The sequence below is a fragment of the Flavobacterium anhuiense genome, assembly GCF_900101855.1.
Lineage (GTDB): Bacteria > Bacteroidota > Bacteroidia > Flavobacteriales > Flavobacteriaceae > Flavobacterium > Flavobacterium anhuiense.
Window position 1 is genome coordinate 40,982 of the sequence record NZ_FMVC01000008.1, and the last position, 18,910, is coordinate 59,891.

Consider the following 18,910-nt stretch of genomic DNA (forward strand, 5'->3'; position numbering starts at 1 on the left):
TTTTTTAGGAAAATATAGACAAATTCGTTACGTTTTTTTTTGTAATTTTCAAGCCTTTTAAAAATTTTTCAAATTAATGATAATTTGAAAGGAAAATAATAGAATATAATGAATACAATCACAGCCGCAATTACCGCTGTTGGAGCTTATGTTCCTGACTTCGTTCTTTCGAACCAAGTGCTAGAAACAATGGTTGATACCAATGATGAGTGGATTACCGCTCGAACAGGAATTAAAGAAAGAAGAATTCTTAAAGATGCTGATAAAGGTACATCTTATCTTGCCATTCAAGCAGCAAAGGATTTAATTGCAAAAGCAAATATAGATCCGCTTGAGATTGATATGATTATAATGGCAACTGCAACACCAGATATGATGGTGGCTTCTACAGGAGTTTATGTTGCGACAGAAATTGGAGCTACAAATGCATTTTCATACGATTTGCAGGCTGCATGTTCAAGCTTTTTATACGGAATGTCGACAGCTGCAGCTTATGTTCAGTCTGGACGTTACAAAAAAGTGCTTTTAATTGGTGCCGATAAAATGTCATCAATTGTAGACTATACAGACAGAGCAACTTGTATTATTTTTGGAGATGGAGCTGGTGCAGTTCTTTTCGAACCAAATTATGAAGGTTTAGGTTTGCAGGATGAGTATTTAAGAAGTGATGGTGTTGGAAGAGATTTCCTTAAAATCCCAGCAGGAGGTTCTTTGATTCCGCCTTCAGAAGAAACTATAAAAAATAGACAGCACAATATTATGCAAGACGGTAAAACTGTTTTCAAATATGCTGTGACTAATATGGCCGATGCCAGCGAATTGATTTTACAAAGAAATAATTTGACAAATCAGGACGTTGATTGGTTGGTGCCACACCAAGCAAACAAACGTATTATCGATGCTACAGCAGGAAGATTAGAATTAGACGAGTCTAAAGTGCTGGTAAACATCGAGAGATATGGTAATACTACTTCTGGAACTTTACCATTAGTATTAGCTGACTTTGAAAATAAGCTTAAAAAAGGAGATAATGTTATCTTTGCCGCTTTTGGTGGTGGATTCACTTGGGGATCTATCTATTTGAAATGGGCTTACGATAAAAAATAAATTAAAACTAAAAACGAATCATTATGGATTTAAAAGAAATTCAAAACCTAATTAAATTTGTTGCAAATTCGGGCGTTGCAGAAGTGAAGTTAGAAATGGATGATGTAAAAATCACAATCAGAACAACTTTAGAAACAAATGTAACTGAAGCAACTTACGTACAGCAATTACCTGCTCAAGCAGCTTTACCTCAAGCGGCAGTTCCGCAAGTTACAGCTCCAACAGTTGTAAGTGTAACTCCAGAGAAACCTGCTTCTGACGATTCTAAATATGTTACTATAAAATCTCCAATCATTGGAACATTCTATAGAAAACCATCTCCAGACAAACCAGTTTTCACAGAAGTTGGAAGCACTGTATCTAAAGGTGATGTTCTTTGCGTAATTGAAGCAATGAAATTATTCAACGAAATCGAATCTGAAGTTTCTGGTAAAATTGTAAAAATTCTTGTAGATGATATGTCTCCAGTTGAATTTGACCAACCTTTATTCTTAGTAGATCCATCATAAATAAATTTAGATTTTAGATTTTAGATTTTAGATTGATCTGGCAGAATTAATACAGACATCTAAAATTATCTAATTATCAAATTGTCTAATTATCTAATTAAAATAAGATGTTTAAAAAAATATTAATTGCGAATAGAGGAGAAATTGCACTTCGTGTAATTCGTACATGTAAGGAAATGGGAATCAAAACTGTTGCAGTTTACTCTACAGCCGATGCAGAAAGTTTGCATGTTAAATTTGCAGACGAAGCGGTTTGTATAGGCCCTCCTCCGAGTAACTTATCGTATTTGAAAATGTCAAATATTATTGCAGCTGCAGAAATTACAAACGCAGATGCAATTCATCCAGGTTATGGATTTCTTTCTGAGAATGCTAAATTCTCTAAAATCTGTCAAGAGCACGGAATTAAGTTTATCGGTGCTGCTCCAGAAATGATCGACCGAATGGGAGATAAAGCTACTGCAAAAGAGACAATGAAAGCTGCAGGAGTTCCTTGTGTACCAGGTTCAGACGGTTTATTAGAATCATACGAACATGCAAAAAAAGTAGCTAAAGAAATTGGCTACCCAGTAATGATGAAAGCTACTGCTGGTGGTGGTGGAAAAGGTATGCGTGCCATCTGGAAAGAAGAAGACCTTCAGAAAGCATGGGAAAGCGCACGTCAAGAAGCTGCTGCAGCGTTTGGAAATGACGGAATGTACATGGAAAAACTTATTGAAGAGCCACGTCATATCGAAATTCAAGTTGTTGGAGATGCATACGGAAAAGCATGTCATCTTTCTGAAAGAGACTGTTCTGTACAGCGTCGTCACCAAAAACTTACTGAAGAAACCCCTTCACCTTTCATGACAGACGAACTTCGTACAAGAATGGGAGAAGCTGCTGTAAAAGCTGCTGAATTCATTAAATATGAAGGAGCTGGAACTGTAGAATTTTTAGTGGATAAACACAGAAACTTCTACTTTATGGAAATGAATACTCGTATTCAGGTGGAGCACCCAATCACAGAACAAGTTATTGATTATGATTTGATCCGTGAGCAGATTATGGTTGCTGCCGGAATTCCGATTTCTGGTAAAAACTACCTTCCGCAATTACACGCTATTGAAGTTCGTATTAATGCTGAAGATCCTTATAACGATTTTCGTCCTTCTCCAGGAAAAATTACTACACTTCATATGCCAGGAGGACATGGAGTTCGTTTAGATACTCACGTATACTCAGGATATAGTATTCCGCCAAACTATGATTCTATGATTGCTAAGTTGATTACAACTGCACAATCTCGTGAAGAAGCTATTAGCAAAATGCGAAGAGCTTTGGATGAGTTCGTAATAGAAGGTGTGAAAACTACAATCCCTTTCCACAGACAATTAATGGATGATCCAAAATATATTGCAGGAGATTATACAACTGCATTTATGGATACATTTAAAATGAATAGTCCAGAATAATTATAAAGGCTTCCAAATTTGGAAGCCTTTTTCTTTTATAGGCATTTATAAAATCCAATATTCAAATTCCAATATTGGAAACCTAAACTTTAAATTAAGAGCTTAAAACTTCATCATAAACTTTGGAATTTGGAATTTACAAAAATTGGAATTTCTTTCAAGGTTACACTTTAAGTGTTTACTTATTACACACCTTTTTTCTCTTTTACACACCTTTTTAATTTTCTCATTTTTTGCTATATTTGATATAAAACCTTTAAATACAGGTTTTTATGGTATTTGGCACGGCTCTTTTCTTTTACGGCATAATAATTTCATTACTTAAAGCGTAAACAACTATTAATTTAAATATATACGTTATGAAAAAATTATTTTTATCAGCCGCAATTGTTTTAGGAAGTTTAACGTCATTCGCTTCAACTACACAAGCACCCAATACAATCGTAAAAACGATTTCTATTGAAGACGAATACACAGAAATTAAATTAGAAGAATTACCAGCTGCTATCACTGAAGCTTTGAAAAAAGCATACCCTGAAGCAGTAATTACTAAAGCATACAAAAACGAAAAAGCACAGTATAAACTTGATGTGACTGTTGGCGACAAAGTTGGAAATCTTTTCGCAAATGCAGACGGAACTTGGATTAAACAATAATCTTAAAATGAGGTCTTGTGAAAATCCGGATCAAGAATACTAAGATCAAATTAACTATATTAAAAAACAACTATCATGAAAAATTTATTTTTATCAGCCGCAATCGTTTTGGGAGGTTTAACATCATTTGCTTCAACTTCGCCAATTTCAAATTCAATCGTAAAAACAATCTCTATCCAAGATGATTATACAGAAATCAAATTGGAAGAAGTTCCAACCGCTGTAACAGACGCTTTGAAAAAAGCATATCCAGACGCTGTGCTTTCTAAAGCATTTAAAAACACAAAATCTGAATACAAACTTGAAGTAACTGTTGGAGATAAAACAGGAAATCTTTTTGCTAACGCAGACGGAACTTGGATTAAAAAATAATAAAGTCTAACCCTTAAACTATAACTATGAAAAAGTTAATCTTATCGGCAGCAATTGTCTTAGGCAGTTTGTCGATGCATGCAGAAACCACTGCTGTAACTAACCCAATAGTACAGACAGTTAATGATCAGGATGGATATAAAGAAGTAGACGGAGTTCCGGCAGCTGTTAAGAAAGGCTTAGATGAAGCTTATCCTGGTGTAGTGCTTGAAAAAGCTTGGGTAAATGATAAAAAGGAGTACAAAATTGAGATAACGGTTCGAGGTGAAAAATCGATCGTTTATACAGATGCTTCTGGTAACATTCTTAAAAAATAATTTAAACCACAAATATTATGAAAAAGTTAGTTTTATCAGCAGCGATTGTTTTAGGAAGTCTTTCAGTAAATGCTGCAGTTCTTCCAGCAATCTCAATTACTCAATCAGTAATTTTTCAAGATGCATATACTGAGGTGGCTGCAGACCAAGTGCCGGCAGCAGTAAAATCTACAGTTGAAAAATCGTTTCCAAACACTAAGCTGGAAAAAGCTTATAAAAACGATAAGAACGAGTACAAACTTGAAATTTCAAGTGGAGATAAGAAGTATACTATTTTTACAGATGCTTCTGGTAATATCATCAAGAAATAATTAAAAATCAGCATCATGAAAAAATTAATCTTATCCGCAATAGTTGTTTTAGGAATAATGTCAATTCATGCAAATGTATTGCCTGCTTCTAAAGTTACTAAAGCAACTGTAACCATTCAGTCAGAATATACAGAAGTTACAGTAGATGCTGTGCCTGCAGCTGTAAAAACAGCCTTGCAGACCGCTTATCCGGGTGCAAAACTGGAAAAAGCATTTGTAAACGAAAAAAAAGAGTACAAGCTCGAAATATCAGTTGGAGACCAGAAGGCTACTGTTTACTCAGATGTCAATGGTAACTGGTTGAAGATATAATTAGGTGAATTTAGATTTATGTTTTTGGTGAAAAAGAGATTGCGTCGTGCAATCTCTTTTTTTTTACATATTTTACATAATTTTATGAAATAACAAGTATAATAATATTATTTTAGCAAAAAGTCCCTAAAAGCAGATGCCGAAGATATTAATAATAGAAGATGATATTGCGTTTTGTAAATTATTAGAAAAATTTCTAATCAAAAAAGCGTACGATGTAACGATAGCGTTCTCTGCCTCAGAAGCACGTGAAGCAGTTAAAAATGAATCCTTTGATTTGATTTTGACAGACCTTCGCTTGCCTGATTCTGATGGTATTGGATTGATGTCTGAATTTAAAAATTCGCATCCTCATATTCCGGTTATTTTGATGACAGGTTATTCTGATGTAAACACTGCAGTTAAAGCCATTAAAAATGGAGCGGCAGATTATATTTCTAAGCCGTTTAATCCAGATGAAGTTCTTTTGGTTATTACCAATGCATTGCAAGCTCCAAAAGCTGAAGAAGAACAATCTGAAATTCCAGAGAAAAAGAAAAAAGGATCTAAAAAGCCAGTTTCAACAGAAAATGAATTTGTTAGAGGAATTTCTGTTGCCTCTAAAAAGCTTTTAGATCATATTCAATTGGTAAGCCCGACAGATATGTCTGTTTTGATTATTGGTGAAAGTGGAACAGGAAAGGAAATCATAGCAAAAAGCATTCACCAGCAGAGCAGACGGAAAGACAATAATTTTATTGCAGTAGATTGCGGAGCAATTCCGAAAGAATTGGCAGCGAGCGAATTTTTCGGTCACTTGAAAGGTTCTTTTACCGGAGCAATCAATGATAAAAAAGGATATTTTGAAGCGGCTAATGGCGGAACTTTGTTCTTGGACGAAATTGGAAATCTTTCATACGAGAATCAAATTCAATTGTTGAGGGCGCTTCAGGAAAGAAAAATTAAACCCGTTGGCAGCAATAAAGAAATAAACGTCGATATACGCATTATTACGGCGACCAATGAAGATTTGCGTGAAGCAGTAAAAAACGGCGATTTTAGAGAAGATTTATACCATAGAATCAATGAATTTTCTATTCAGTCACCGTCTTTAAAAGACCGTGGAGAAGATTTAATGGTTTTTGCCGATTATTTCCTTGAAAAAGCCAATCAGCAGTTAGATAAAGATGTTATCGGATTTTCTCCAGAAGTAGTTTCTATTTTTCAAAATTACAACTGGCCAGGAAATTTACGAGAATTGCAAAATTGCGTAAAACGTGCCACTCTTTTAACCCGTGGAGATTTTATAGAAAGCGATGTGCTTCCGGCAGAGTTTTTTCAGATTCAAAAACAACCTTCATCAAATGAGGTTTTTTCATTATCTGAAAACGAAAAAGAAACTATTATTCATGCGTTATCAAAAACACAAAATAATAAATCGGAAGCGGCGAAATTGCTTAAAATTACCAGAAAGACACTTTACAATAAATTGAAACAGTACAATATTGAGTAAAAAATTACTTTAAAAAGAGTTTTTTAAATCTCGTGTTTTAATTCTTCAAAAAGAACTTTTATTTTCTCATGTAAATCTGAGTAAGTTGCTTTTATATCAATCGTATCTAAATCTTCTTTTTCGAGATCTTTTAAAAGCTCACCAATTTCATTCGCCTGAATTTGTTTGAACATCGGAGCAATACGATGCGCGATAGATTTTATTTCATCATAATTTTTTTCTTGAACCGCGATTTTCAAAAAGCCTAAATTTTCTACTGTCGTGTCAATAAAAGATTTTAAAACTTCTTTTAACGCCAATTCGTCTTGTCCCAAAAAATCTTTCAAAGTTTCGAGAGAATAGATTTGAGAAGCATTAGTTGTGCTCTCAATATATTCATTCACAGGAATTTCTTCATGATCCAAAATATGCTGAATCGTTTCCAATAAAATTTTTGGCGAATAAGGTTTCTTTATAACCGTAGTAAAACCAGCATTTTTATATACCGAAAGATCCAAATCTGTACGTCCTGTAAGTGCAATGACAGGCTGATTTTTAAATACAGTTTCGGGAAGCTCGCGAAGTTTCTCTAAAAACAAAAATCCGTCGATTTCTGGCATTTGAATATCAGTAATGACAAAATCAAAATGCGTATTTCGAAGCGCTTCTAGAGCTTTAGCAGGATTGGTAAACGATAAAACCTGATGCTGTTCCTGTTTTAAAACACCGCTGGTCAAATTCAAGAGATTTATATCGTCATCTACAACAATAAAAGTTTGTTTTTTGATTTTTTTTGAAAGTTTGCTTTTGGTTTCGTTTAAAATAATATTCCCCTGGCTGCTATCAAATAATAATGGCAACTGAATAGTAAATGTGCTTCCTTTTCCAAAAATACTTTCTAAACTTAAGCTTCCGCCCAAAATAGAAATGATCTTCTGGCAAATTGACAAACCTAAACCAGTTCCTCCATATTTCTTTTCAATGCCTTCATTGGCTTGTGCAAATTCTTCAAAAACCAACTTCTGATTCGCTTTTTCAATTCCAATTCCAGTATCTTGAATCGAAATTGTAAAAAACTGATCGTCATTCGCGTAAGCGGCAATTCGAATATGACCTTCTTCGGTAAATTTATAAGCATTTCCAATAATGTTGGTCAGAATCTGTTTTAAACGAAAAGGATCGCCAACAATGCGTTTCTGAAACTGCTCGTCTACGTTGATGATCAGATCGATGTCTTTCTGTTTGTAAACCGTCTGAATGTTTCTAGCAACATCTTCAATAATTTCGGGTAATGAAAATGGAACTTTTTCTATAGAAATTTTTCCTGCTTCAATCTGCGAAAAATCCAATAAATCCTGAACAAGCTGAGTTATATATTCAGACGAATTTTTAATGTTTTTAATGAAATAGGATTGCTTGGTATTGACATCTGAATTGCCTAAAAGTTCAGAATAACCGACAATGGTACTCAAAGGAGTTTTTAAATCGTGGCTTACAGTTGAAATTAATTGCTCGCGGCTTTTCAACAGATTTTTGGTTTTAAAATTCGCGATTTCAAGCTGTTTTTTGTACAACTGAGATTTCGAATAATCGCTGACAATCAAAATTGAGAAAAAGACTGTCAGCAACAAACCAATAACAGCAGAAGCCGTAACAATTTCGTTGACTCTTTTTAATGATTTTTCTTTTAATGAATTGTTCTTTATCGAATTGATGATAATCTCTCGCTCAATAATTCGAAGTATTTTTCTTAGCTGATCTGAAATGGCGATTTCATTTTGAAGCAATTTGTTTTCTTCAAAATTCAAAGATTCTTTCTTTTTTTCGGCTTTTATTTTTACAGAACTCAAAAGCTTTTTAGAATTGGCCAAAATAGAATCTGAAGCTTTTTTGCTCAGCGTGTTAGTGCTGTCATCAGGAATGTTTGAATTTAAATAATCGACATAACGCTGCAGAACACTTCGCTGGTAACTTCCTAATTGATTAGGGTTTTTAGTGAAATCCTGAAGTTCGAGTTTTCTAAGATTAAACTCCATTTTCGTGATTTCATCAATCGCATTATTTACAGAAGTTTCATCGTCTGCTTTATTCTTGATTTCTCTTAATTGCTTGATGTTTTCTGTCTTTTCTGCCAAGAAATAAGTGACACTATCCAAAAGTGTTTTCTGGTATTCTGTCGTAACAATCTGTTTTAAAGTATCGATACGTTTGCGAAGCGAATCGGTTTCGATTAGATAATTTTTAAAATCTTTTTCAGAATTATTCTGAATTGTCTGTCTGGCTAAGCTCTCAGTTTTATAGACATTCGAATAAAGTCGGCTGACTCTAAGGATTTTGGTTTTTTCTAAAGCGATCTTATCTTCAAGCTTGTTATAAACCACATTTTCAGAATACAGAAACCACCCAACTGTAACAACCAAAGCCAATAATGCAACATAGCTGAATAAAACTTTGATTGCGGTGTAACTTCTTTTGGTCTCCATATTTTGCTTGAAAGATTTGGGATTCGGTTCGATTTTCGGGGATTAAAAACATTGCAATTTATCTAAAAAAATCTGTTTACGGAATAGTAAATCGGTCAATATCTTACATAATTCTAATGTCTAAAAACAGAAACAGCCGTAGATTATGTAAATCTACGGCTGTCAGATATAATTTTTAGGTTTTACAAAGTCTCATCCAACCATTTGAAGAATTCACCTTGCCAAACTTGAGCATTTTGCGGTTTTAAAACCCAATGGTTTTCGTCTGGGAAATACACAAATCGGCTTTTAATTCCTCTTAATTGAGCTGCTTGAAAAGCTTCTTGTCCTTGCCCGATTGGAACACGGAAATCTTTACCTCCTTGGAAAATTAAAATTGGCTTATTCCAATTCTGAACCAAAGTTGCAGGGTTGAAAGTAGTATACGCTTTTTGTGCTACAGCGTTATCTTTTTCCCAATATGGTCCTCCAAAATCCCAGTTATTAAAGAAAACTTCCTCAGTTGTTCCTAACATTGAAACGGTATTGAAAACACCATCGTGAGCAATGAAAGTTTTGAAACGGTTTTTGTGAATTCCAGCTAAATAAAATACGGAATATCCTCCGTAACTAGCTCCAACGCAACCCAAACGGCTTTTGTCAACATAGCTTTCTTTTGCCACATCATCAATGGCAGAAAGGTAATCGTCCATAACTTGACCGCCCCAATCTTTACTGATTTGTTCATTCCACTCAACACCATGTCCTGGCATTCCGCGGCGGTTTGGCGCTACCACTACATAACCTTTTGCGGCCATCAAAGAGAAATTCCAACGGAAAGAGTACGATTGTGTCAATGGACTTTGTGGTCCTCCTTGACAGAATAATAAAGTTGGATATTTTTTAGTAGCATCAAAATTTGGAGGTAAGATTACCCAAACTAGCATTTTTTTGCCGTCGGTTGTAGTAACATAACGTCTTTCGGTTTTGCTTAAAGCTAAAGTTTTATACGTTTCTGTATTGATGTTTGATAATTGTTTCCAAGTATTTTTTTTCAAATTGAAAGAATATATTTCTCCAGCGTGATTCATGTCTGTTCTAGTAACAATAATATCATCTCCAGAGAAACCAATTAAATCATTCACATCAAAATCTCCGTTTGTCAATTGGCGAACATTGATTGCGATTTTAGTCAAACCAGGAAAATTAACTGAGAAAAGTTGTTTTGTACCATCAATTGGCGCCACAAAAAATACTGTTTTCCCGTCTTTACTCCAGATAAAATTATCTACAGTTCCGTCCCAGTTTGCTGTCAAGTTAGTTTTGATGCCTTTAAATTCAACAATAATATCGTTTTTATCAGACTCGTAACCGTCACGTTTCATTTGCAGCCAAGATAAATTTCCTGTTGGAGAAAATTGCGGTGCAGTATCATAACCTAAATTACCTTCGGTTTTATTAATTGTTTTTTGAGTTTCTAAATTGTACTCATAAATGTCTGTGTTGGTAGAAATAGCATAAGCAGTTCCCGCTTTTTTCTTGCACACATAAAAAATGCTTTTGCTGTCTGGCGACCAGATATAATCTTCGTCACCGCCAAAAGGTTTTTGCGGAGAATCGAAATTTTCACCTTTCATGACGTCGGTTCCTTTTGCTCCGTCTTTGTTTTCTTTATAAAAAACGTGATTAAACTTTCCTTCGTTCCAAGTATCCCAGTGACGATAATCTAATCCGTCATAAATTTGAGCATCAGATTTTGTTAGACTTGGATAAAAATCTTTACCTAAAACACTTTCAAGTTTTACTTCTTCATTGTAAACGACAAATTTTCCGTCAGGCGAAATATTTTTATCAGCTAAAATTTCTTTAGTGTCTTTAATCTCAGTTGCAGTTCCTCCGTTTACAGGAATCGTGTAGATTTTAGAAGTCGATTTGTTATCGGCCACAGAAGGCGTTGAAACTTTAAAAACGACATTTTTTGCATCTTTAGAAATGCCAAGAGGCGTCACTCTCCCTAATTTCCATAACAATTCTGGTGACATTACATTCTGTCCGATAGCATTTAAACTCATCATTATTAAGGTTGTTAATACTACTTTTTTCATAATTAATTATTCTATTTTTTGTGCGCTAAAAATACAACATTTAAATTCCAAGTTGTTAAATTCCAAATCCCAATTATTGTTAAAATTCTGAGATAAATTTTTTCGCCACGAATTCACGAATTTTTATTCTCAAAGATTATCAAAAAATAATTCGTGAATTTGTAGCTATCAAAAAATCAGTATTTTTATAAAAAACTCTTAAAATGGAACTAAGCTATTGGGAACTTAAAAATTGGTTCACGAATGTAGATTACACAATTGTGGGTAGCGGAATTGTAGGTCTTCATACTGCATTACGCTTGCGCGAAAGATTTCCTGCTGCTAAAATTCTGGTTCTCGAACGCGGAATGTTGCCACAAGGCGCCAGTACAAAAAATGCCGGTTTTGCCTGTTTCGGAAGTCTTTCTGAAATTATGGATGACTTAAAAACGCATTCAGAAGAAGATGTTGTGGCACTTATTGAGAAACGCTGGAAAGGACTTCAGTTGCTTCGAAAAAGATTAGGTGATCAGGCTATTGATTTTAAACCTCATGGCGGATATGAATTGTTTTTGAAAGAAGATGAATTTGGATTTAATGAATGCATTTCTAAAATTCCGTTTATCAATGAAGTTTTAAAACCACTTTTCAAGACCGATGTTTTTTCGAAAGAAGTAGACCGATTCGGATTTCAAAATATTCAGGATTATTTAATTTTTAATCCGTTTGAAGCGCAGATTGATACTGGAAATATGATGCAGGAATTGCTAAGGCAAGCTGTTTCTTCAACTATTTTAATTCTAAATCAGCAGACAGTTACTTCCTATCTTGATGCAGGAAATCATGTCGAAGTGGTTTTAAATGATTTTAGCTTTAAAACACAAAAACTGCTTTTTGCAACCAATGGTTTTGCAAGCTCTTTGACAAACGGAGCAGTAAAGCCAGCCAGAGCGCAAGTGCTTATTACAGAACCAATTCACAATTTAGACATCAAAGGTACGTTTCATTTAGACCGAGGTTATTATTATTTCAGAAATATTGGCGATCGAATTTTATTAGGCGGAGGAAGAAACCTTGATTTTGAGGGAGAAACAACTGCCGAATTTGGACAGACGAAAATTATTCAAAATAAATTGGAAGATTTGCTGAAAAATGTAATTTTACCAAATCAGGATTTTCAGATTTCGCATCGTTGGAGCGGTATTATGGGAGTCGGAAATAGTAAGAATCCTGTTGTGACCCAGCTTTCTGAAAATGTGTTCTGCGGAGTGCGTCTAGGCGGAATGGGAGTGGCAATAGGAAGTTTAATAGGAACAGAATTAGCAGATTTAATATAATGGCAGCAACCAAAAAACCAGCACCAAAAAAAACAACAGCAAGTAAACCAAAACCTAAAACGTCTTCCAAAAAATCGAATCGTTCTTTTGGCGAAAAAGTAAAATGGTTTTTTATTAAAGCGGCTTTATGGTTTTTTGGATTATCAATTGGGTCGGTTATATTTTTTAAATACGTTCCAGTGCCATTTACGCCATTAATGCTCATTCGTGCCATCGAAAATAAAATGGCTGGTAAAGAAGTTTATTTTGACCACGATTGGGAACCGATTGATAAAATATCAATGAATTTGCAAAAAGCTGTAATTGCAAGTGAAGATGGAACTTTTTTAACCCACAATGGTTTTGATTTTAAAGCACTTCAAAAAGCGTATAAAAGTAACGAACGCGGACGCCGAATTAGAGGCGGAAGCACCATTTCGCAACAGACGGCCAAAAATGTCTTTTTATGGCAAGGAAAAAGTTATTTCCGTAAAGGTCTCGAAGCTTATTTTACGATTCTAATAGAATTGATCTGGGGCAAAGAACGCATTATGGAAGTGTATTTGAACAGTATTGAAATGGGTGATGGTGTTTACGGCGCCTATGCAGCTACAGAACATTGGTACCGAAGAGACGCTTCGAGTTTGACTCCAATGCAAGCAGCTGGAATTGCGGCGATATTGCCAAACCCAAGAAAATTTAAAGCTACAGGTTCTTCAAGCTACATTAATAGAAGAAAGGAAAGAATTGTGCGCGAGATGCGTTATGTTGGAAAAATCAATTACAATGGAAAAGAAGAAAAGAAAAAGTAAAAAAGCGCTTTTTGCTTTTCTGATTTTGACTGTAACGTTAACTTTTGGGCAAGGAAAAACAACAGAAATAGGTTTTATATCTGACAACGATTTGTACACATCGTCTAAATACGATATGTATTATACCAATGGCTTGGAACTCTTTTATCGATTTTTATCTAAAAACAACAGTGAGAAAATCAATAAGGAAATTACCGAATTTAGAATTGGGCAATATCTTTATAATCCACGTTTTCTAAACAAAGAGGCCGTTACGATAAACGATCGTCCTTTTGCGGGTTATCTTTTTGCAGAAGTTGGAAAAAGCTTTTTTTATCAAAGCGAATCAGTTTTAAAGACCGATTTTCAAATTGGCTTTCTTGGGCCAAATGCATTTGGAGAGGAATTGCAAGAGGGTTTTCATAAATTGATCGGCTACAAAAAAGTATATGGTTGGGAAAACCAGATTCATAATGCTTTAGGATTGCAGGCGCATGTTATTTATTCAAAAAAAATGTTTCCTTCAAAACATAATGATTTTGTAGATTTTCATTGGCAGTCAGAAGGCAATCTGGGAACTATTTTCTCAGGAGTTTCTACAGGATTTATGGCGAGATTTGGATTTAAAAAACTCCTTCCAATTTACGATTCTAATATGCATAATGCTTCGGTAAGCGCAAATGAACAGCTAAATATTAGAGAGTTTTATTTCTACGCAGCGCCAAGCGTCAATTATCAGTTTTATGATGCGACGATTGAAGGCAGTATGTTTAATGATACAAGTCCAATCACTTTCGATTTGGAACCGCTTCGTTTTAACGCCGAAGCTGGTTTGAAATACCGACACAACAACTTCAACATATCTTATTCTTTCCTCTATCGCGGAAGAGAATTGAATGATTCTGGAATTGATACGAATTCGGGATATTTTTATGGGTCGATAAGGATGGGGTTTTTGCTTAGATAGGCTAAGCTATACATTCTACAGTGTCTCTAGTTCTCTAGTGCTACATAGTGCTCATAGTGCGTTGCACTATCTTGATGCTGATAGGCTTTCAGTCTATAATAAAGATAGCTCTGAAAGAGCGCAACCACTAGCATAACGCAACTCGTTATGAATATGAATATGAATACGAATGCAAATTAATACAGTTAATCCAGCCCTGAAAGGGCGAAAGCCTAATCCCAAAGATAGCGTTCGTCATATTCAACCTTATATTTGTTTAGAAAGGCTAGAAGTTCTTTTTTGAATGTCTTTTTTCTATGATGTTCTTCTTGGTTTTTAATGTACTTTATAACGATATCTAATTGTGAAGGATTAACAGAAAAAATGCCATAACCATCCTGCCAATAAAAGTTAGAGTAACGCGTATCTACCGTTTTTACCCATTTTGATGATCGTTTTTTTACTTCTTCAACCAATTTCATTTGTGTAATCTTTTTAGATAACAGACATAGAATATGAACATGGTCATTATATCCTCCTATTTGAATGGGATTGCATTCTAAACCTTTGCAAATTCCTCCAAGATAAGCCCATAATTTCTCTTTTAAATTGTCGTCAATAAACGGATAACGCTTTTTTGTGCTAAACACTAGATGCACATATACTTTGTATAACGATTGTGGCATATTTTTCTCTTTTATAATTGCATTGATGAATTTTAAGCAGAAAGATTTGTGTCAAATGCTGATGATTTGAAATGCAAATATTGTATATGCAAATACAGAATTTGGACTCCAAAAGTTTTATTTATGACATAATAAGTCACAATATAATTCAAAAAAAAAGCCACTTCTGTTTTTTTTAGAAATGGCTTTTCGTTATAAAGAATTGAAAGTTTTTTTCTTCGAAAATTTAAGATTTAGAAGATTGATCTTAATCCCAACGGCTTAAATTTCCTTCGGCGCGTTCAAACAACTCTTCCAGAACATTTTCTAGAGATCTTCCTGGAAGACCAGATTCTAAAAGTCCTAATAATTGATTTACCGTAGATTTAATTTTGTCCTGATGGCAGTAGATGTTTGCGAAGTTTCCGTTTTTATCGAAAATAACATATTCGCCGCTTTCGTTAATGTCTTCCTCAGACATCATCCAGCCAATACACGGAAAAGCTTCGTTTATTTTTTGAGTTTGTTCTTCGGTAAGAAATTTATATTCTTGAAATTCTGGTCGATCATTTCCCCAAAAAGCAATAATCATATCGATAATTCCGGTAGAATTGTGTTTTAAGTTTGTTCTTTCTTGAATTTGATTAAGAAGATTTTCTACAGAAAAAATGCTGAAGGTTTCGTCAGATTCAATTCCTCCAATAGTTTTATAGAAAGTGATTAATTCTTTTGGCAAAGGTTGTGTGAAATAAGAAGCCAGTTCCTGTATTTCTTCATCTGAAGCTAAAGTTGATTCTTGGATTTCATCATATTCGAGTTCGCATAGGGCAATACGGTTTTTAATTTCTTGCATAGTTATATTAGATTTTTTCTATTTAGAATTTGGAATTTGGAATTTGGAATTTGGAATTTTTAGCTCTTAATGACGATTGTCGCACTGAATACTAATTTCTTCGTTTGATTTATCAATTACCGAAATACTCGGACAGCCGAAAGAAACATATTCGAAACCAAAAACTACTTCAGGTTTATTTTTAAAAAGTTTTCCTGTCCATTGGTCAACAGAATTTTCTCCATTTTCATAATTTAGTGGAGAAGGAGATGTGCCTTCGCTTTGACTGAAAAGTTTTTCGATTATGACATTTTTACTTTTAGAATCGACAACCAAAAGGCGTCTGCCATAAATTATTTTATTACTATCTAGGTAGTCTTGTAAAAAATATTCATAACTGTCTGTTTTGTAAAAATACGTATTGCCTGTTACTGTGTTTTTTAGCAAAGCACGGTCGTCATTTTTCAATGCTTTTGACGGATAATCCTTTTTTGCAATTTTTTTCCACACAATGGGTTTCAAACGTTCTTTAGAAAACGGATTTTCTTTACCAACATATACCAAAGCATCTCTGTAATATTCGCTGAAACCGTTTAAATATTTTTTATTGATTTCAAAACCAATCATAAAATCATAATTATGATAAGGCCAATCTTCTTCCGAAGAATATCCGTTTAACATTGCAGCCGTTTTCAAGTTTTTTACTGCAAAAGAAACTTGTTTGTTTTTGGCATAATCGTAAATAAACATTGAATCGGTTTCTGAGATATTGGTTTTAGACAAAAATCTTTTTCTGTAATTTTTATCGAATGTAAAATATTGCGCATCGTATTTTCCCATTTTTTCTATGTTGGGCAAAACGAGCGTATCTTTTTCGTCGCTAACAGGATAAATATCCGAAAGCGAAACAAAAGCAATATCATTGCTGTCTTTTGCAGTAACATTAAATAGATATATGCTTTCTTTTTTTGAAGTTTCCTCCGTTTGAAGAGTATCAGTTTCAATTTCTGCGTGTTCTGCTACTTCTGGAAGTGTAGCCGTTGAGGTATTTTCTTTTTTGTTACAGGCAGATAATAGAATTAAAAAAGCGGTTGATATAAGTAATGATTTTGTTGCCATTTTATATTTGTAGATCTATTCGATTTTTTATCGTGTACGAAAATACTTTGTTTGTTTTTAAATTGAAACTCAGCCAAATTCAAATTTTTAAAAATAAGCTGTATTCCCTTATGTTCATTTATTTTATCCCGAATGGTCAACATACAAATACCAAACGCCATTTATCTTTCGCATTATTCCTGAAAAATGGCCAGAACTGTTTTTGCCATTTGGAGCTTCGACGCTAAATTTTGCGCTTACAAAAGCATCTTTTTTCGAAAGTGGTTCCACAACAAAATCGGTCATAGTCAATTTTCCCATTCTTTCTTTTGGCCAATATTTTTTGTAGAAATCGGCAATATTGTTTTTTCCGTAAACCACACCAGCAGTGTAAATCATACGAACCGAATCTACAGGAGCATAAAAATCAAGGTAACCTTCAAGATCACCATTGTTCCAACAAGCTTGCTGAGCTTTTAGACGGTCGAGTACTTGTTGTGAAATTTTATCTTGACAAATGCCTTTAAAAGAAAGCATTAGTAAAGAAGCAAAAAATAATAGTTTTAAGTGACGCATATCGATAGTTTTAAGTTAATTCTAAATTTAATTGCTTTTTATTGCGGCAATATTTCCTGTCTTTTTATCGAAAGTAATGGTTTTGTTTGGTCCACCATAAAAGAGGGTCAAAGTCAGCGTGCTATCGGTTTCATTTTTAAATAGAATATCTTTTGCTGTTCTAATTTTGATATTCAAATTATCATTCATAATCTCAGAATCGATGCATTTGATAATTCTTTTTTCAAATAATCCCTTTTTTCTCAATTACTTCCAACCACGGTTGGACCATCACGCCGTAGCCAACAATTTGCGCTCTGTAATTTTTGTTGAGATCTTTATTTTGATACAAACCTAAAGATGTGCTCGATAGCAGTAAAGCATAAAACGGAAGCATCATGGCTATAATGCTCAATGCAAATGTTACCAGTATTGTTGCTAAAAAAAGTTTTGAAATGAGTTTTTTCCAAAAAACAATGATAATTACAAAACTGCTTATTAGCCAAACCCATGATAATACTACATCACTATAATAACCGCGCAGACTGATTTCTTTAAAATAATATAAAAGACAATCCAGCACAAAAATCGCACAGATAATGAAATAAACTCGCAATATCATTTTTTTACTCTTACTCATAATTTTCCTAAAATATAATGTAAAGCAAAAAGCATAACAGTTGATAAAACTAGAATAGGGAAGAAGGAAAATGAAAGTGTGTACATAATTTCTTCATTCAGAAGATATGTGCTCCACGAAGATTCACGATCAACGAAAATGCCATAATTCCAGAGAAACCAAATCGAAATTAAGAAAACTAATTCAAGTCCGATTTGTAAATATTTGTTTTTTATGAGTGTAAACAGCAAAAAAACAATGGTTAGAAAAACGGTTGTGAATACGGACATTAAATAAGCATCATCAAAAAAAGAACAATCTAAACAACCACTTGACATTCTTTCAGAAAAGCTTCCCATTGCCCAGTAGATTTCTGCGAAAGTAAAAACGAAAAGAAAAACTGCAATAAGAATAAGTTTCTTTAAGAGTGAAAATATTTTGTTTTTTAAGTTCTGATTCATTTTGAAATGTTTGATAAGCTATAAAAAATATCCTGTTCGGAATTTTGTTTCACACAAAAATAGAAAACAGTTTTTGAAGAAATATCTTTCAAATAGTATAATTGCATCAAAATAAGTTTTATTAAAAAATGAAATACTTAACTGTTTGATAACATGAAAGATAATTTTGATTATTTACCTTTAATTAAAATTTCAAATTATGGATATCAATTGGAATATAATAGCGATTGTAGCAATATTGGTAATTATTCTTGTTGTGCTAACAATCAGAAAAAATCAGCGAGAGAAAAAGAAATTGGAAAAGTTGCTAAACAACGATTTTAAAAAAGCTGAGAAAAAGAGAGTGGATGCAGATGATGCTGCAAATGAGAAATAGATAGAAATTTTAAAAATCTAAATAAACAGTTTGTCATTTCGAGCCTTCTTCGAAAAAAATATTTATACTAAACCCGACAGGTTTTAAAATCTGTCGGGTTTAAATTTGTGGAGAATACCGGATTCGAACCGGTCGCCTCTACGCTGCCAGCGTAGCGCTCTAGCCAAATGAGCTAATCCCCCTGATTATTTCGGAG

General features: G+C 33.9%; 22 protein-coding genes and 1 tRNA gene. 13 read left to right on the forward strand and 10 right to left on the reverse strand.

The features are described 5' to 3' along the window. Positions 1-108 precede the first annotated feature (108 nt). The 9 genes from BLP44_RS19450 to BLP44_RS19490 all read left to right on the forward strand — a co-directional run bounded on the left by BLP44_RS19450 (position 109) and on the right by BLP44_RS19490 (position 6,530). Positions 109-1,107, forward strand: coding sequence for a beta-ketoacyl-ACP synthase III (locus tag BLP44_RS19450; RefSeq protein ID WP_091135379.1), 999 nt, complete (start codon positions 109-111; stop codon positions 1,105-1,107). Between the two features lie 23 nt (positions 1,108-1,130). Then, positions 1,131-1,616 carry an acetyl-CoA carboxylase biotin carboxyl carrier protein gene (accB, locus tag BLP44_RS19455; RefSeq protein WP_008465215.1) on the forward strand — a complete coding sequence of 162 codons (486 nt, stop codon included), beginning with the start codon at positions 1,131-1,133 and terminating at the stop codon, positions 1,614-1,616. Between the two features lie 107 nt (positions 1,617-1,723). Continuing rightward, a complete protein-coding gene (gene accC / locus BLP44_RS19460) occupies positions 1,724-3,070 on the forward strand; it encodes an acetyl-CoA carboxylase biotin carboxylase subunit (RefSeq protein ID WP_008465214.1) in 1,347 nt (448 codons plus the stop codon). 359 nt (positions 3,071-3,429) lie between these two features. Further along, entirely contained in the window at positions 3,430-3,726 is a 297-nt protein-coding gene (locus BLP44_RS19465; protein WP_008465212.1) for a hypothetical protein, read from the forward strand. Positions 3,727-3,801: 75 nt separating this feature from the next. Then, positions 3,802-4,098: a hypothetical protein gene (locus tag BLP44_RS19470; protein ID WP_008465211.1), complete on the forward strand. Its 297-nt coding sequence runs from the start codon at positions 3,802-3,804 to the stop codon at positions 4,096-4,098. A 26-nt stretch (positions 4,099-4,124) separates the two neighbouring features. After that, positions 4,125-4,415, forward strand: a complete 291-nt coding sequence (locus BLP44_RS19475) for a hypothetical protein (RefSeq protein WP_008465209.1) — start codon at positions 4,125-4,127, stop codon at positions 4,413-4,415. 17 nt (positions 4,416-4,432) lie between these two features. Then, entirely contained in the window at positions 4,433-4,726 is a 294-nt protein-coding gene (locus tag BLP44_RS19480) for a PepSY-like domain-containing protein (RefSeq protein ID WP_008465208.1), read from the forward strand. A 15-nt stretch (positions 4,727-4,741) separates the two neighbouring features. Then, positions 4,742-5,038, forward strand: coding sequence for a PepSY-like domain-containing protein (locus tag BLP44_RS19485; protein WP_008465206.1), 297 nt, complete (start codon positions 4,742-4,744; stop codon positions 5,036-5,038). 136 nt (positions 5,039-5,174) lie between these two features. After that, positions 5,175-6,530 carry a sigma-54-dependent transcriptional regulator gene (locus BLP44_RS19490; RefSeq protein ID WP_008465205.1) on the forward strand — a complete coding sequence of 452 codons (1,356 nt, stop codon included), beginning with the start codon at positions 5,175-5,177 and terminating at the stop codon, positions 6,528-6,530. Positions 6,531-6,553: 23 nt separating this feature from the next. On the opposite strand, the gene BLP44_RS19495 is transcribed toward BLP44_RS19490, so the two are convergent. Further along, positions 6,554-8,992, reverse strand: coding sequence for a hybrid sensor histidine kinase/response regulator (locus tag BLP44_RS19495; RefSeq protein WP_091135381.1), 2,439 nt, complete (start codon positions 8,990-8,992; stop codon positions 6,554-6,556). Positions 8,993-9,174: 182 nt separating this feature from the next. Next, positions 9,175-11,076, reverse strand: coding sequence for a S9 family peptidase (locus tag BLP44_RS19500; RefSeq protein ID WP_091135383.1), 1,902 nt, complete (start codon positions 11,074-11,076; stop codon positions 9,175-9,177). A 203-nt stretch (positions 11,077-11,279) separates the two neighbouring features. Between BLP44_RS19500 and BLP44_RS19505 the strand changes: the two genes are divergently transcribed. From BLP44_RS19505 to BLP44_RS19515, 3 genes are read left to right on the forward strand one after another with little or no spacing between them, the layout of a single operon-like run. Next, the gene (locus BLP44_RS19505; protein WP_091135385.1) at positions 11,280-12,392 is read left to right on the forward strand and encodes an NAD(P)/FAD-dependent oxidoreductase; all 1,113 of its coding nucleotides are present in this window, start codon (positions 11,280-11,282) and stop codon (positions 12,390-12,392) included. After that, the gene (mtgA, locus tag BLP44_RS19510) at positions 12,392-13,183 is read left to right on the forward strand and encodes a monofunctional biosynthetic peptidoglycan transglycosylase (RefSeq protein WP_008465200.1); all 792 of its coding nucleotides are present in this window, start codon (positions 12,392-12,394) and stop codon (positions 13,181-13,183) included. Before BLP44_RS19505 ends, mtgA begins: the two co-directional genes overlap by 1 nt. Next, positions 13,158-14,129, forward strand: coding sequence for a lipid A deacylase LpxR family protein (locus BLP44_RS19515; protein WP_244511822.1), 972 nt, complete (start codon positions 13,158-13,160; stop codon positions 14,127-14,129). Before mtgA ends, BLP44_RS19515 begins: the two co-directional genes overlap by 26 nt. Before the next feature lie 212 nt (positions 14,130-14,341). Here BLP44_RS19515 and tnpA read toward each other — a convergent pair whose 3' ends face one another. The 7 genes from tnpA to BLP44_RS19545 form a co-directional block, all read right to left on the reverse strand. Further along, positions 14,342-14,794: an IS200/IS605 family transposase gene (gene tnpA / locus BLP44_RS19520; protein WP_091135389.1), complete on the reverse strand. Its 453-nt coding sequence runs from the start codon at positions 14,792-14,794 to the stop codon at positions 14,342-14,344. A 247-nt stretch (positions 14,795-15,041) separates the two neighbouring features. Continuing rightward, positions 15,042-15,626, reverse strand: coding sequence for an SMI1/KNR4 family protein (locus BLP44_RS19525; protein WP_091135391.1), 585 nt, complete (start codon positions 15,624-15,626; stop codon positions 15,042-15,044). Between the two features lie 66 nt (positions 15,627-15,692). Continuing rightward, positions 15,693-16,724, reverse strand: coding sequence for an oxidoreductase (locus BLP44_RS19530; RefSeq protein ID WP_091135393.1), 1,032 nt, complete (start codon positions 16,722-16,724; stop codon positions 15,693-15,695). 123 nt (positions 16,725-16,847) lie between these two features. Then, positions 16,848-17,279 carry a YybH family protein gene (locus tag BLP44_RS19535; RefSeq protein ID WP_091135395.1) on the reverse strand — a complete coding sequence of 144 codons (432 nt, stop codon included), beginning with the start codon at positions 17,277-17,279 and terminating at the stop codon, positions 16,848-16,850. Between the two features lie 27 nt (positions 17,280-17,306). After that, on the reverse strand, positions 17,307-17,468 hold the full coding sequence (locus BLP44_RS23190) for a hypothetical protein (RefSeq protein WP_244511823.1): 162 nt from the start codon (positions 17,466-17,468) through the stop codon (positions 17,307-17,309). Between the two features lie 34 nt (positions 17,469-17,502). Continuing rightward, positions 17,503-17,898 (reverse strand): hypothetical protein, encoded by a 396-nt coding sequence (locus BLP44_RS19540; protein ID WP_244511824.1) that lies wholly within the window; start codon positions 17,896-17,898, stop codon positions 17,503-17,505. Beyond that, positions 17,895-18,338, reverse strand: a complete 444-nt coding sequence (locus BLP44_RS19545) for a hypothetical protein (RefSeq protein ID WP_008465184.1) — start codon at positions 18,336-18,338, stop codon at positions 17,895-17,897. Before BLP44_RS19545 ends, BLP44_RS19540 begins: the two co-directional genes overlap by 4 nt. Before the next feature lie 199 nt (positions 18,339-18,537). On the opposite strand from BLP44_RS19545, the gene BLP44_RS23015 reads away from it, so the two are divergent. After that, on the forward strand, positions 18,538-18,714 hold the full coding sequence (locus BLP44_RS23015; protein ID WP_008465182.1) for a hypothetical protein: 177 nt from the start codon (positions 18,538-18,540) through the stop codon (positions 18,712-18,714). A 108-nt stretch (positions 18,715-18,822) separates the two neighbouring features. Here the strand turns inward: BLP44_RS23015 and BLP44_RS19550 are convergent. Beyond that, positions 18,823-18,896 (reverse strand) — tRNA-Ala (locus BLP44_RS19550). Positions 18,897-18,910: the final 14 nt, after the last annotated feature.